We start from the raw sequence: 15,623 nt of genomic DNA, 5'->3' as shown, positions 1-15,623 counted from the left end.
CGTTGCGCACTGGCATCATCCGCGCACCGTCCGATATCGCAGCATCATTTCGTGGTCTTCGTGGTCGAGCAGATGACAGTGCCATACATAGCCCTGGAGCTCATTGCCGCCGAGCATCGAATGCGCTGCCGCGCCGCCCTTTTCGCTGACCGGCATCGGTGACCGTGGAAATGTCGCGTCGGGATCGAAGCCGAGTTCCGCGGCGGTCGGGAAGCGGACGATGATCCGCGTGACGGTGCCACCCTCCACCCGGACGATATCCTTCCAGCCTGATTCCCATGCCCCTGGCGGCTGTTCGGGTCCCGCCAGGAAGTTCTCGGCCGACGGCGTCCACTTCACCTCGACCGGTGGTTGCGGATTGGCCAGTTGATAGTCGCTGGTGCGCAAGGGAGTTCGTCCCAGGATCCGGAAGTTGACCAGATGGATATGAATCGGATGCGGGTCCGGGGTGATGTTGATGATGTTCCACTGCTCGACCGTGCCCTGCCGCGGCATCTCGATCGCGGGGTTGTCGAAGGTGATGTTGTTCAGCAGCATGATCGCCGGCGGCATCCGCGCGGCGTAGGGCTGGCTGACGGTCACGTTCCGCACGACGGCGGGCGTCGCCGGCGCGGGCATCGCCGCAGGCAGCCCCGGGGCTCCCCGAAGCTGTTGCGGCACAGGGCCGGTGAATCCGCGACGGCTCCCCACGCGGAACCGGCAGAACAGCGGCATCGCGACCTCGCCGAGGATCGCGGCCTGGAACACCGGCGGCTCGTCGTTGCGCAACTCGACGGTCTCGCCCGCCGCGAGCCCGGAGAAGTCGACCAGCAGATCCACCCGCTCGCCCGGTTCGAGCAGCAGTTCGCGGACCGCGACGGGCCGGTCCAGCAGGCCGTGGTCGTTGCCGATCACCCAGAAGCGCATTCGATTGCCGAAGAACAGATTCCAGAGACTGAACGAGGCCCCGTTGAGTACGCGGAACCGGTAGAGCCCCTGGGCGACTTCGAGTTCGGGCCACACCGCGCCGTTGACGAGACCGACGTCGCCGGCCCCGCCGCCCTCCCAGGATCCCTGCGGCACGATATCGGTCGTGCGCATGCTCTGCTGTCCGTCTGCGGTGAACACCTTCTCCTGCAACACCATCGGGACCTCGAACTGCCCGGCGGGCAACCCGAGCGGATTGCCGGGCTCGCCGGTATCGAACTCGTCGCGCAGCAGCACCATCCCCGCCAGTCCGGCATACACGTTGGCACGGGTGATGCCCATCGCGTGGTCGTGGTACCAGAGACCAGCCGCGTATTGGCGCAGCGGATAGTGGTGCAGGAGGCTCTGTCCGGGGAAAACCAGCCGCTCCGGATGGCCGTCGCTGTCCGGCGGGGTGACCCCGCCGTGCAGATGCAGGGAGCACGGCGGCGAGGTCCGATAACTCTCCCCGACGCCGTGCAGGGTGGTGTCCATATCCCGCGCGAAGGGATGGGCTCCGAGCTGGTTGGTGAAGTGGATGCGCAGCGGCTCGTCGACGCGATGCTCGATCGTGGGGCCCAGATACTCCATTCCGCCGTACCCGAGCGCCGACGACCTGCCCAGGTCCCGATGGAACCGGTGCGTCGTCGAGGCGGCGACCAGATTCAGGTGATCGCCCCGCACCACCGGCAGCAGCGGCATGCGGTCGACGAAGGGCCGCATCGGGGGCGAGTGGAACAGCAGGGGGCTCGGCACACCGGCAGGCGGGTCGGCGACCGCGTGATCGCTCACTCCACAGTGCATCGCCGCCGCGGCCACACCGACGCTCGCACCGCGCAGGAAGCCCCGGCGGCCGATCGGCCCATACGTCCTGGCGCCCCGGTCAGATGGCGTCATTGCGCATCCTTTTGCACTGATCGTACCTTTCGGTATAGTCCACGGTACTATGACGGATGGTACACAGTCCTGATCACCGCACAAGAGGAATCGACAGACGACAACCGCGGCCCGCGATGGCGCGTCGGGCCCTGACTAGCATCGAAGACGTGGCAACTGCAGACGATCCCGCGGAACCGATCACCGGCGATCCGCCCCGGACAGCGGAATCCGATGCGCGCCCGCGCCGGTCGAAGAAGGCCGAGGCGCAGCGACGCGGTCGGAGCCGATCTCCGCGATTGTCCTATGACGACTGGGTCGACGGAGCCCTCGGACTGCTCGCACGCGAAGGCGTGGCGGCGATCAGAATACCCCGGTTGTGCGCCGAGCTCGGCGTCACGAAGGGCAGCTTCTACTGGCACTTCGATGACATCGAGCAACTCATGGAGGCCATGGCCGACCGATGGAGCGCCGTACAGAGCGACGCCGTTCGCGCTCTCGGCACGATCAATTCGATCCCCGTCGAGCAACGTCTCGAGCAGATGACCTCCCTGCTGGTCGACCAGAGCACCTGGATCGTCGAGGCCACCGTGCGCGAATGGGCCCGCAGCGACCCCAAAGTCGCGGGAGCCGTACAGGCCCTGGAGCGCAAGGTATTCGACATCGTCCGCGAAACCATGCTCGAAATCGGCTTCGACGAGGCCCAGGCCCGCCTGCGTGCCGGCGCCATGGTCTACCTCGGCATCGGCCTCATCCACGGTCGCGACAGCCTCCCGACCCCCACCGCCGAGGAAGCCAAGGCGGTCATCGACCTGCTCACCACACCATCGGCCAGCGAGCACACACGATCCCCGTAACAGCATCCGGCACAGCGCTATCGCCTACGATCGAGATCAGTTTCATACCAACGGCGTCCGGCCCATCGCAACGGGAATACCCGGCCGTCACAGGGGAAGGCATCGTCATGGGCGCACTGGACGGCAAGGTCGCATTCATCACCGGCGCGGCGCGAGGGCAGGGTCGCAGCCACGCGATCCGGTTCGCCGCGGAAGGCGCGGACATCATCGCCATCGACGTGTGCGCTCAGGTCAAGACAGTCGACTACCCCACCGCGACAACCGATGACCTCGACGAGACCGTCCGCCGAGTGCGGGCCACGGGCCGTCGCATCCTGGCCGCCGAGGCCGACGTCCGCGACTACGACGCACTGAAACAGGCCGTCGACGCGGGGCTCGCCGAGTTCGGCCGCCTCGACATCGTCGTGGCCAACGCCGGCATCTCGACCACGGCGCCCACGCTCGAGATGAGCGACGAGATGTGGACGACCATGATCGATGTCAACCTCACCGGCCAGTGGCGCACCCTCAAAGCCGCTGTCCCCCATATCATCGCGGGCGGACGCGGCGGCTCGGTCGTGATCATCAGTTCCCTCGCCGTGCAAATGGCCAACGCCAACCTCGCCCACTACAGCGCGGCCAAGAGCGGACTCGTCGGCCTGATGCGAGTCCTGGCCAAAGAGCTGGCCCCCCACAACATCCGGGTGAACACCGTGCACCCGACGACGGTCGCCACCGATATGGTCCTCAACGACGTCACCTACCGACTGTTCCGGCCGGATCTCGAGGCGCCCACGCGAGCCGACTTCGAGAAGGCCGCGAGCGCCGTCAACGCACTACCGATGACGATGACAGAGCCCGAGGACATCACCGAGGCGGTCCTCTACCTCGTGGCCGACAGCGGGCGCTACGTCACCGGCACCCAGCACATCATCGACGCGGGCGGCCGCCTCTGAGCCCCGTGATCGTCTCCGTCGAGACCTTTTACTCCGAGATCGGAGCAGTCGCCCTTGTCCACACCCACGGATCCCGCGCAGCCGACCGCATCGTCCATGCGGTTCGACGTCCAGCGGGAAAGTCTCTGTCGGATCGCAAACAGGTCGCGGCCGCGGTCGAGCTGGAACCCAACCCGCGGACTGATGTCGTATGGCTGAGACGAATCCGGCCATGCCGCCGGTTCCCGCACTCGAGCGCGCGTTCGAGGTCGACGCCGAACTCGGGGTCCTCCAGGACCACGGCACGACCCGGGCCGGACATCGCCGCGTCATCCCGATCATCGGAGGAACGATCCGCGGCGCTGTCGAGGGCCGAATCCTCCCCGGCGGCGCGGACTGGCAACTCGTCCGGCCCGACGGCACCATCGATATCGATGGCCGGTACAGCGCGCGAACGGCCGACGGCGCGCTGATCTACCTGCACGCCGTCGGCGTCCGCAGTGGTCCCCCGGAGGTGCTCGAGGCGCTGCTACGCGGCGACCCGGTCGACCCCGCCGACTATTACTTCCGCGCCGTGGTCACGATCGAATCGTCCGCCCACCCCGAGTTCGAACGATCACTGTTCCTCGCCTCGTACGTGCGCGAGGCGAACCGCGTCCGCTACGTCGCCTACCGCGTCACCTGACCGGCCGCTCCGATCGACGCCGCTCGCCGGAGGAATCCGCAACCTCGGCCGCGAGGATCCGCACCTGGTCCTTGGCGACCTTTCCGTTGCTCGTCATGGGCAGGTCCTCGACGAACAGCACATGCCTCGGTCGTTTGAACGACGAAATCTGTTGCCGGGCATGGGCTGTGATGGCCTCGGGGCTCGGGTGGCTGCCTGCGCGGGGTACGACTACCGCGCAGATCGCCTCGCCCCAATAGTCGTCGGGCACACCGACGACCGCGACCATGTCGACGTCGGGATGAGTCGAGATCGCATCCTCCACCTCGCGCGAGGATACGTTCTCGCCCCCGGTGATGATGATGTCCTTGGAGCGGTCGACGACGTGCAGGCGGCCGGACTCGTCGACGAACCCGATATCGCCGGTGCGCAACCAGCCGTCGGCGATCGTGCGCGTGGTGGCGGCGTCGTCCTCCCAGTATCCCGTCATCACCTGTTCGCCTCGCACCACGATTTCCCCGGTGGCGCCCGGGTCGAGCAGTGCGCCTTCGGAGTCGGCGACGCCGATTTCCACCGCGCTGTGGGGCATTCCGGCAGTGCGCAGGATCTCGGGACGGCCCGCCGCCCCGGCGCGGTGGTCGTCCGGGCCGAGAAAAGTGACGTTTCCCCCGGTCTCGGTCATTCCGTAGCCCTGATGGAACCCCACCGCGAGCCGCGCGCTCGCGCGATTGATCAGGTCGGTGGATATCGCCGCCGACCCGTAGCCGATCTCCCGCAAGGTGGGCATCTCCTGCCCGGTTTCTTCCAGGTGTCCCAACAGGGCGTGCAGCATGGTGGGCGCGAGCGAGCATGCGGTAACCCCGTAGCGCTGAACCAGATCCACGAATTCGTCGGCCCGGAACCGAGAAGTCGGCACCACCGTCGAGCCGACCGCATGACGTACGAGAACGTTGTACCCAGCGACATGGCACATCGGAAACGGGAAGAGATAGGCCCCGGAATCCGTCACGCGGCGACCCTCGACGGTTCCCCACACGGCGACGCTCAGCGAACGATGGGTATGCACCACACCTTTCGGCACGCCGGTCGATCCGCTGGTGAACAACAACCACGCCGGATCATCTTCTCGCGCAACCTGACCGGGCTCGCCATGTCCGCTCGTCACATCGAGCCACCGCGCCGACTCGAAGACGACGACGGTCTCCAGCGACGGTATGCGATCACGTACTCCGGCCAGCGCTTCGACATACCGCGCGTCACCCAGCAGCACCCGCGGCCGGATCCTCGAGATCACCGTCAACTGCTCGTCCGGATTCAACCGCTGATTCACGAGCCCGAGCACACGACGACCACGAGGCACGCCGTAATACGCTTGGACATACGCGGGACTATTGTCCCCGACGATCGCGACACGGTCGCCGACATCACTGCATCCGTCCAACCATCCAGCGATGGAACGACTTTGCTCCTCGAGCTCGGCAAAGGAAATCGGCGGGCGCCCCGGCGCGACCACGGCCGGGCGGCCGGGAAAACGCGCGGCGCCGCGTGCGAGTAGGCCGTGCAGGGTCAGCGCTCGCGGCTCGGCCGTCATCATGTTCCTCCTGTGCGCGGCGGGTACTGTATCGCTACCTCGCTACCACGAAAGCCCCGCCGACCGGACATCACCCCCGATCAGATCGACTGGCCCCGCACACCGCAATCGGCTCCGCCAGACGCAGCGACGCTGCCATGCACCCGCTGCCAAGCCGGGTCGCCCCCACTCATGGTCCGGTAATCATCTGCCGTACAGGCGATTCCAACACCTACATGAGCGTCACATCCACAGCGCCTGCTTGCCGGCCCGGCCGGACCCACCACCTACTCGCCCTGGTCCAAGGTGTGCGTCCGACCTGGAATACCTCACGCATATCCGGAGGACCGGCCTCCCGCTGCATTCTGTCGATCGATTCGTCGGAAACCAGAGCTTGGAGCTTCAAAAATGCAGCGGGAGGCTGGATCTGGGATTGAGCGACCACGGTGAGCCCCACCGATGGCGGCGGCTACGCATCGGGGTCGTGCAGCGCCTTACTCAATCGATGTCGTAGCTGTGTAGCGCGCGGGTCCTGGTATGCGAGGGTCAGATTCAGGGCCTCGGTGCGGGTTCGGCGGGCCTGGTCGGTGTCGCCGAGACTGTCGAGTGCGTCGGCGAGGTGGGTCAGTGCGAGGGCGTGGTTCCAGTTGTCGCGCAGTTCGTGGTGGATGGCCGCGGCCCGGCGGTGGAACTCGGCCGCTTCGTCGGGCCGGTGGAGTGCCTGATAGGCCCGGCCGGTGGCGTCGAGGGCGAGTGCCTCCCGGATACGGGTACCGGTGCGGCGATTGGACAACGCGGCGTGCGCGAGAGGCGCCAGGGCCTGGCCGGGCTGGTTCATGGCCAGATGGATAAGGCCCAGGTCGTAGTCGAGAGATCCTTCCAACAGCAGATCCCTGCCCGCGTTGATGGCAAGTGCCTCGGTGATCGCCTCGTATGCCTCGGCCGTGTGCCCGCGGGCACGCTGGATCATCGCCAGGTGGCCGAGCCATCCCGCCCGATCCCCCGCAGGGTAGTCCAGTGGCATGGCGGCGAACGTTTCGGTGATGCGCGTATGGGCTTGCTCCGGATCCCCCAGCTCGTACAGGGTTTCGGCCAGGTTCCCCAGCGCGATGACCACCCTTTTTCGATCCGCTACCTCGCGGGCTGTCGCGAGTATCCGCTCGAAAACCCCCCGTGCCTCATCGAGCCGGCGGGCGGCGATGAGCGTGAGGCCCAGAGCGTTGCGGCGGAAGATGTCCATCGCCGGGTCGTCGATTTCGATCGCCAGTGCCCGACGGTGGTGCCCCTCCGACTCGTCCAGTCGCTGCGCGAGTCGGTAGTTGGTCCCCAAATCGACCAAGGCGGCGATCTGCCCGACCGGATCACCTGCCTGCTCGGCGGCGGCCACAGCCAGCTCACCCAGCGGCAGCCAGCCATCGACCGAGTGACGCGCCATGTACGGACGGTGCAGCAGCACCAGCGTCCGCCAAGCCAGCGCCGCCAAACCCGCCTCGCTGGCAGCCTGGGCGGACCCGACCAGATTGTCGGTCTCCGTATCGGTCCACGCAAGGGCGGCTTCGGGGTCGGTGAACTCCTGCGGTGGACTCGGCCCGGGGCCGACGAGCACCACCACCTCGCCCCAGCTCACCAGGTTCGCCGCGCCGGCCGCGGCATACAGGGTGTGCAGATACCAGGTACAGATCCGCTCCAGCGCCGCCCGGCGCTCACCCCCGTGCTCGGCCGCCTGATCGATCGCGTAGGCGCGCAACAGATCATGGAACTGGTACCGGTCGTGACCGGTCTGCTCGAGTAGGTATGTACCGACCAGTACGTCGAGCAACCGGCGGGTCTCGCTCACCGGCCGGTCGGCCAGCGCGGCGGCGGCATGAGCACCGAACTCGGGCCCGGGATGCACGCCCAGCAAACGGAACAGGCGACCCGCATCCGCCGGCAGCGCCCGGTAGGACCAAGCGAACACCGTACGGACCCCGTCGGCCTCCTCCTCGGCCTCCGACGACAATGCCTCCCACAGCGAGGACTCGTCCCGTAAATCCTCGATCAGATCGGTCAACGGCATATAGGGGCGGGATGCGGCGCGTTCGGCCGCGATACGCAACGCCAGCGGGAGCCGCCCGCACAACCGCGCCAGCTCCGCGACCTGTACCTCCAGGTCGGGATCGCGATAACCAGCGGTGGTAGCACGCAGCAAGGCGACAGCCTCGGGCTCGGGCAACAGCGCGAGCGCGACCCGCTGTGCCCCGTCGCGGGCGACCAACCCGGACAGACGACTGCGAGAGGTGACCAGCACCAGGCAATCCCCCGAGCCCGGCAGCAGCGGGCGCACCTGACCGACCGTTGCCGCGTTGTCGAGCACGACCAGCACCCGGCGCTCGGCCAGCAGCGAACGATACAGATCGGCGCGCGCCTCCAATTCCGCCGGCATGGCTGCCGGCGGAACCCCCAGCGCGACCAGGAACCGCTCCAGCACGGCCATCGGATCCACCGGATCGCCCGGGTCGTAACCGCGCAGGTTGACGTATAACTGGCCGCCGGGAAACCGGCTGCGATGCCGGTGCGCCCAATACAGCGTCAACGCGGTCTTGCCCACCCCGGCGGTGCCCGCGATCACCACCACCGACACCCCGCTGCCCGGCTCCAGCACCGCGTCCAACTGCCCGATCTCACCGAGGCGATTGACGAACCCGCGCACATTCCCGGGCAACTGCTGCGGCGTCGGCTGCGACCGTCCGGATACAGAATGGAAATGGATCCCGCCACGAACATCCCGCGCCTGCACAACATCGCCGATGTTGCCCGATAAGAGCGATCGAGTTGCCCCCGACTCGCCGAGATCATTTTCTTCGTCAGGCCCCCACGATTGCATATCTCACGGTACCCGATTTACACGACGCGCGCAGAGCTCGACTCCGGAAGAAGTACCCTATGAATTTGGAAGGATAAAAATGGACGGTACCGGCGCACCGGCCACATGCTCCTACGTGTGGACATAGTGGCGAGCACAAGAACCGATGCGCGATACTCGAAGTGAGAACTGTCCCCGCACTCACGCGAACTATTCCCAAAGGAATACTAATCCCCTAGTGGAAAGGCGAACTCGCCGTGAAAGACGCCCAGCTCGAACGCATCCCACTCGGACCTGGTGAACACCAGCACGGGTCCGTCCAGATTCTTGCCGTCTCGCACGTGCGCTTCCCCGGCCACGAACCGCACCAGCACACAGTCACGATCGGTACGGCTGAAGTTACTCTTGAACCAGTCCCGCCGACTGTGCACCGTCGAGGCTTCCATAGATACCGAGCCACGGCCTTTTTCTCTCGAAAACATAGTCCTCACCCAGCCTTTCGCATATTTCTCTGTTCACCAACGGCCGGTTCATCGGCCTGAGAAAATCATGACCGCACGGCAGTTCCGCACGGAAGGGGTTTCGCGTTTCCGATCAGTTGCGTAAACCTGAAAACCGCCGAACCGCAACTCCGCCGGCGCCGGTTGACGCCCCGGAATCCACCACCGCGCGGCCACGCGCGGCCCGATCACCCGAGAAGCTGCCCTGCGACGATAATGAAGTAATCACTACCCGTCCGTTCGCCGCGGAGAATCGATCAGCCCCTGCCGAACGCGAGCCTCGCCGATGATCCGCGGATCGAGGCCCGCATGGAAATCCGACGCTTGCGCCCAGACTGCCTCGGCGAGTTCGAATCTGCCCGCCGCGGCGTAAATGTTTCCCAGCCCGGTCATGGCGCGCGCGACCTCGTAGCGACTATCGCCAGCCTTACCCATCGCCACGGCCTTCTCGTAGAACAACGCTGCTCGCGGATGCCGCCCGCTCCGATAGTGCGCCCAAGCGATACCGTTGACCGACATGACGGCGTCGAGCTGCAAACCGAGGCCGTCGGCTTCGGTGAATGCTTGCTCGGCATGTAAGAGCGCGTCCTCGAACAACTCCAATTCCGTCTCGGCCAGCGCGATTCCGCGCAGTGTGATCGCGGCATTACGCACCGCCCCGATGCGGCGGTAGAACTCCCGGGCACTCCGCAGGCTCTGCAACGCGCCGGTATGGTTGCCGAGGTACAGATCCACCCAGGCGAGATTGCACGCGGCGTTCGTCGCACCGTATACATCCTCGGCTCGCCGCAGAAACGATATCGCGTCCTGGTAGTACGCCGAAGCCAGGGATAGGTCGCCCCGCTCGGCATGCGCAATACCGAGATTGTTCAGCACAGTTCCCAGTGCACCGAGATCATGGACGGCACGCGCGGCGGCTGCCGCGATCCGATGGGTCTCGATCCATGGATCCCACAACTTGGCAAGAAAAAAATAATCCCGGAGGAGAAGGGCAAGCCGATAACACCGCTCGTGCATGCCCGACGCTTCGGCCAGGGTGCACAAGGCGACCACATTGAGCCATTCCCTTTCTATCCACTCGAGCGCGCTATTGCGATCAGAAAATCCCGGAAGATGGTCATAGGCCACCTTTCGCCGGTGACGATGGGGAGCGATGAATACGGCGCTCGCCTCCATCCGGACCAGGCTGTAGTCGAGCAGCCTGGTCAGCCCGGCAGCCTGGTCCGCATCCGAAATGTCCGTGAGAACGTGCTCGGCGGCGAAAATACGGACCAGATCGTGAAATTTGTGATAGCCGCCGCCTGTCCGAAACAGCAAACACGCATCCGACAGACCGCGGAGCAGACGTTCGGCCCGTCGGAGCGGTTGTCCGGCAAGCGCCGCGGCGGCGCCCGCCTCGATCTCGTACCCGGGGTACAGCGCCAGCAGACCGAGCAGCAACCGAAGTTCGCTGGGCAACCCTCTGTACGACAGATCGAACGCGGCCAAGACGCTGCGTTCACCGTCGTCGAGCGCATCGAGCCGCGTGGCCTCGTCGGCAAGCCCCTCGCCGACCTCCTCGAAAGTTCCCGCCGGAGCATCGCGCACCAGCGCGGCCGCGATCCGTATCGCCAACGGAAGATTTCCGCACTGCTCGACGACTCGCCGCACCGGTTCGTCGGCCGCGGGAACCTGCTCGCCGGCGATCGACTGGAACAGGCGAATCCCCGCATCGGTCGGCAACACGCCGACGGCGATATGCACCGCGTCGTCCAACGCCGTCAACCGGTTCCGGGAGGTGATCAACACCCGGCACCCGGAACCGGCGGGCAGCAGGGGCATCGCCTGCGCGGCGCTGCCGATGTTGTCGTACACGAACAGCACCCGCTTACCCCGCAGCCGATGGCGATACAGATTGGCCCGGCCGTCCAGGTCACCGGGAATGAGTTCGCCCGGAACACCCAGAGTCCGCAGCACCGCGTCCAAGATCTCCGCGGTCGACAACCGTGCCGAGGGCGGCGAACAGCTGCGGCAGTCGAAAAAGACACAACCGTCGGGAAATTGATCCTCGACACTCCAGGCGGCCCGCAGCGCCAGCATGGTCTTACCCACGCCGGCCATCCCGCTCAATACGCACACACCGGCGGACGGCTCCCCCGCCGACAGCGCACGACGGATGAGATCCAGCTCCTCATCGCGGCCGAAGAACCACCGAGTGACCGTCGGCAAGCCTGAAAACTGCACCGGCACAACAGAATCGCGGCGCCCGCTCGCGGCAGCCAGCACTACCAGCGCTCCGCCCGCCCCCAGGGCCTGGTCGCATATCTCCGCGAATCGCTTGTTGACCACCACCCGGCCGTTTTCGACCCTGCTCAAATACCCCTTGCTGTAATGGATCCGGGCAGCCAACGCGGCCACCGACATCTCCGCCTCACGACGCAGGCGACGGAGTTCCGTCCCGAACGCCGGGGAATCCCCGTTCATATGACCAACGTTCCCCCCGGGCGCGGACAGCACACCATACAGTTTCGGAAACCATGAAACCGCTATTGCCCAGAGGCAGCGGCCGGATCGACGACGTATTGTCGCGCAATTGCATCGGTATTGTTCATCTGTTCGTTCACCGCGATACCGTCGTGCGATTTTCGAGATCAACATGGGTGCGCGACCGCATATTCCCTTTCCGTTACCACTTTGTGAGTTTTGCAGGTGCACGCGCACGGGTACCTGACGAACGGAATCTTCAGGCCGATTCGTTCGGATTGAGGTTTCGAGACCGTGCTCGCTGTATCGGCACGGTCTCGAGCTATGTCTCCTGGGGGATGAACAAATGACACAAATGGGGATACATCATGTGCGCTGACGAGCGGCGAGCCGAGATCGTCCCGGACCATAAACCGTCACCGCGGGTGTTTGTCAGCTACTCGCACGACACACCGGAACACAAAGACCTGGTGCTTCGATTCGCGACATTTCTGCGCGTCGAAGCGGGAATCGACGTCCACCTGGACCGTTGGTACGACGACCAGCGACGAGACTGGTCGCTGTGGGCAATCGAGCAGCTCACCCACGCCGACTTCGTCGTCATCGTCGCCTCGCCCGACTACAAGCGCCGAGCCGATGGCACCGCCCGGCCCGAAGAAGGCCGCGGCGCGCAGTTCGAGGCCGCGCTCATCCGTGACAACCTCACCCGCAACCTTCGCGAACAGGTACGCCGAGTACTGCCCGTGGTACTGCCGGGCCGCTCGATCGAGGACATCCCGTCCTTCTTGGCCTCCTACTCCACCACCCGATATGTCATCAGCGATTTCACCATGACCGACATCGCCGATCTCCTGGTCGCCATCACCGGCGAACCCGAGCACCCGATGCCCCGCCGAGGCCGGTTCGTCGGCTCCCCTTTCGCCGAACCATCCAGAGGCTCACCGCCGGTGGCCGACGCCCCGCCCGACCACCACATCACGCAGGTGATCGCGGGCGAGATCCCGCAGGAGCCACCACATTTCGTCGAACGCGCGGAGTTGCGACGGGTCCGGGCGATGCTCGGCAAGTCACGAGTCGTGGTGATCGTGACCGGGATGCGCGGAGTCGGCAAAACGCACCTGGCCGCCGCGATCGCCCGCGAGGAAATCGATGCGGGAAACGGGTTGGTCGGCTGGATCAACGCCGGAACCCTCGACACCACGCACACGGGGATGGCCGAAATCGCCGCACGAGTGGGAGTTTCCGACCCCGCCGGCGACTCCGCGAAATCGGCTCGACACCTGCGGGACTACCTGTCCAGCCGCAAAGCGCCGGGACTTCTGGTGTTCGACAACGCCACCGGCCCTGACGAGATCCGGCGATTGCTTCCCGTCACCGGGCGAACCAGGATCATCATCACCACCACCATCCACCGCTTCACCTCCCTGGGCGAGGCCGTGGGTCTAGGCGTCTACACCCGCGCCGAATCCGTCACCTACCTGTCCATGGCAACCGGCTTGAGCAACGAGACCGAAGCGGACGACCTCACCGAACTCCTCGGAGACCTGCCACTGGCGCTGTCGGTGGCCGCTGCAACGATCATCAACCGGCACCTGGACTATTCCCACTATCGGCAACTACTCACCGAACAACCCCTCGCCCACGTCCTGAGACGCCAAACCGGCCACGACTATCCCCTACCACTCGTACAGGCGATCCTGCTGTCCATCCAAACCGTGGAAACCGCCGGCGACAACCCCGACGTCGACACCAAGGTGTCATTTCTCTTGCGGGTCATGGCCATGCTCTCCCCCGCGGGTGTGCAACGAATCTTGTTGCCCCCCACAGGGGTACAGCGGATTCTGGTGCCCGAGCACGACTGGGCCATGGAGGAAGCCCTCGACCGATGCGCGTCGGCGTCCCTGCTGTCCTGGTCGACCGGCGGCGAGGCCGTCATCATGCACAAACTCGTCGCCAGAATCCTGCGTGAACGCGCGCAGGCCGCCGGCCTGGTCGACGAACTCGTCACCGACACGATGACGGTGATCCAGCCATTGCTGTTCGACCGCATCGAAGCATGGTCCCGCAGGGAATTGGGGGCGCACATCGTCGCTCAGATCGACGCACTCTGGCGCACCGGACTTCCCGCCGCCACCAGCACCCCCGTCGTCGAGAAGGTACTTGCCGCACGCGACTGGGCCGTACAGCAACTGGTCGAATCCGCCGATACCACCCGATCGGTCGTCCTCGCGGCCGCCGCCGTCGACGACTGCTTCCACATCCTGGGACCCGACCACCCCGGAACTCTCGCCGCCCGCCACAACATCGCCTATGCCTACCGCGCCGCCGGACGCCTCCAAGAGGCCGGCGCCCTGTACCGGGAAGTGCTCGCCGACCGCCGCCAGGTTCTGGGAGCCTCGCATCCCAGAACACTGGCATCCCTCAACGGGCTGGCTTACACCTGTCATCTGGCTGGAAACCTCACCGAGGCGATCCCGCTGTTCAACACCGTCCTGCTGGCCCGTATCCAGGTATTGGGTGTCGACCACCCCGACACACTCACCAGTTGCAACGGCCTCGCCTACGCCTCCGCCTCTGCGGGACAACTCACCAAAGCCATTGAGCTGTACCAGAAAGTCCTCGCCGAGCGACAACGGATCCTGGGCCTGGACCACCCGGACACACTCACCACCCGCCACAACCTCGCCGGCTCCTACCGCTGGGCCGGACGCCTGACCGAAGCGATCGAGCTGTACCGAGACGTCCTGGAAGACCGCGCACGAGTACTCGGACCCGACCACCCCTGGACACTTCGATCCCGCCACAACCTCGCCGGTTCCTATCGCTCGGCCGGGCGCCTGGACAAAGCGATCGAGCTGTACCGGGCGGTCTTGACCGACCGAATACGGGTCTTGGGCGCGGACCACCCCAGCACCCTCATCACTCGCGACAAAATCGCCCGCACCTTCAGCGCGGCACACGAGATCGACCGCGCGATCAAGCTCTACCAGCGGGTGACCGCCGACTACACCCGGGTGCTGAGCGCCGATCACCCCGACGCACTCAGCGCCCGCTACGGTCTCGCCCGCACTCTCGAATCCGCCGGACAACCGGACGAGGCCATCGATCTCTACCGGCATGTCATCGCCGACCGCACCCGAGTGCTCGGGCCCGACCACCCCGACACCCTCAGCGCCCGCCACCACCATGCCTGTGCTCACCACGCCGCCGGACATACATCTGAAGCGATCCAGCTCTACCAGCACGTCCTCGCGGATCGGACCCGGGTGCTCGGCCCGGACCACCCCGGTACTCTGGCCTCCCGCCGCGATCTCGCCAACGCCTACCAGGCCGCGGACCTACTCGACGACGCCGTCCAGCTCTACCAGGCCATCGCAACCGACGAGACCCCCCGACGCCCCGAGCAGACGATCCGCCTGCACAACGCAATCATCAACGACAGCCTCAGAGTGCTCGGCCCCGACCACCCCGACACCCTCGCCTGCCGGAACAACCTGGCCCACGCCTACGAATCGGCCCATCGGCGCTACGAAGCGATCCAGTCGTACACAGCGCTACTCGCCGACTGCGAACGAGTGCTCAGCCCCGCACACCCCCTCACCACCGGAATACGCGCGAACCTGGTCGCCCTCCGCCGATCTCGGCTACTCGACCGCGACGAAGACGACAGCGGTCCCATGTCGGCATGACCGGAGACGGAACGCCCGGCTCAGTCGGCCGGGTGAACGCGAACCAGGTAGTCGATCCAGATCCGCGGGCCGTTGTTCACCGGATGATGCGGCGGCCCAGTGAGTTCCATGATCGCTGCCGAATCGGTCAGCCGCACGCTCGCGATACCGGCTTCGGTGAGACCGTCCGCAGTCACCACTCGGCGAAACCCGCTGCCGGTCAGCCGTCCTCGCGCCGTACCAGGGTCGCTTCATCCTTGGATCGAGCGGGCCTGTTTGTCGATGCCGTAGTCCTCGCACACTGGCGGTATGACAGCTGGACCC

10 protein-coding genes are annotated in these 15,623 nt (G+C 65.9%); 4 read left to right on the top strand and 6 right to left on the bottom strand.

Annotated elements, in window-relative coordinates:
- Nucleotides 1-15: 15 nt before the first annotated feature.
- The gene (locus JZ791_RS05015; protein ID WP_216892957.1) at nt 16-1,842 is read right to left on the bottom strand and encodes a multicopper oxidase family protein; all 1,827 of its coding nucleotides are present in this window, start codon (nt 1,840-1,842) and stop codon (nt 16-18) included.
- 149 nt (nt 1,843-1,991) lie between these two features.
- Here JZ791_RS05015 and JZ791_RS05010 point away from each other — a divergent pair, with 149 nt between their 5' ends.
- The 3 genes from JZ791_RS05010 (at nt 1,992) to JZ791_RS05000 (ending at nt 4,277) form a co-directional block, all read left to right on the top strand.
- Entirely contained in the window at nt 1,992-2,678 is a 687-nt protein-coding gene (locus tag JZ791_RS05010) for a TetR/AcrR family transcriptional regulator (protein WP_308162778.1), read from the top strand.
- Between the two features lie 107 nt (nt 2,679-2,785).
- Entirely contained in the window at nt 2,786-3,613 is an 828-nt protein-coding gene (locus JZ791_RS05005; protein ID WP_216892955.1) for a mycofactocin-coupled SDR family oxidoreductase, read from the top strand.
- Between the two features lie 190 nt (nt 3,614-3,803).
- The gene (locus JZ791_RS05000) at nt 3,804-4,277 is read left to right on the top strand and encodes a DUF3237 family protein (RefSeq protein WP_216892954.1); all 474 of its coding nucleotides are present in this window, start codon (nt 3,804-3,806) and stop codon (nt 4,275-4,277) included.
- Here the strand turns inward: JZ791_RS05000 and JZ791_RS04995 are convergent.
- The 4 genes from JZ791_RS04995 to JZ791_RS04980 form a co-directional block, all read right to left on the bottom strand.
- On the bottom strand, nt 4,270-5,847 hold the full coding sequence (locus JZ791_RS04995) for an AMP-binding protein (RefSeq protein ID WP_216892953.1): 1,578 nt from the start codon (nt 5,845-5,847) through the stop codon (nt 4,270-4,272). The two genes, JZ791_RS05000 and JZ791_RS04995, sit on opposite strands and share 8 nt — an antisense overlap.
- Nucleotides 5,848-6,295: 448 nt before the next feature.
- Nucleotides 6,296-8,527, bottom strand: coding sequence for an ATP-binding protein (locus JZ791_RS04990; protein ID WP_216892952.1), 2,232 nt, complete (start codon nt 8,525-8,527; stop codon nt 6,296-6,298).
- A 368-nt stretch (nt 8,528-8,895) separates the two neighbouring features.
- The gene (locus JZ791_RS04985) at nt 8,896-9,114 is read right to left on the bottom strand and encodes a DUF397 domain-containing protein (RefSeq protein ID WP_216892951.1); all 219 of its coding nucleotides are present in this window, start codon (nt 9,112-9,114) and stop codon (nt 8,896-8,898) included.
- Between the two features lie 282 nt (nt 9,115-9,396).
- Nucleotides 9,397-11,631 carry an XRE family transcriptional regulator gene (locus tag JZ791_RS04980; RefSeq protein WP_216892950.1) on the bottom strand — a complete coding sequence of 745 codons (2,235 nt, stop codon included), beginning with the start codon at nt 11,629-11,631 and terminating at the stop codon, nt 9,397-9,399.
- Nucleotides 11,632-11,999: 368 nt separating this feature from the next.
- Here JZ791_RS04980 and JZ791_RS04975 point away from each other — a divergent pair, with 368 nt between their 5' ends.
- A complete protein-coding gene (locus JZ791_RS04975; protein ID WP_216892949.1) occupies nt 12,000-15,320 on the top strand; it encodes a tetratricopeptide repeat protein in 3,321 nt (1,106 codons plus the stop codon).
- 20 nt (nt 15,321-15,340) lie between these two features.
- Here the strand turns inward: JZ791_RS04975 and JZ791_RS04970 are convergent, their stop codons facing one another.
- Nucleotides 15,341-15,499, bottom strand: a complete 159-nt coding sequence (locus JZ791_RS04970; protein ID WP_216892948.1) for a hypothetical protein — start codon at nt 15,497-15,499, stop codon at nt 15,341-15,343.
- Nucleotides 15,500-15,623 lie beyond the last annotated feature (124 nt).

This window comes from Nocardia alni, from assembly GCF_019038435.1.
GTDB lineage: Bacteria > Actinomycetota > Actinomycetes > Mycobacteriales > Mycobacteriaceae > Nocardia > Nocardia alni.
This window is presented reverse-complemented; position numbering and strand designations above follow the sequence as displayed.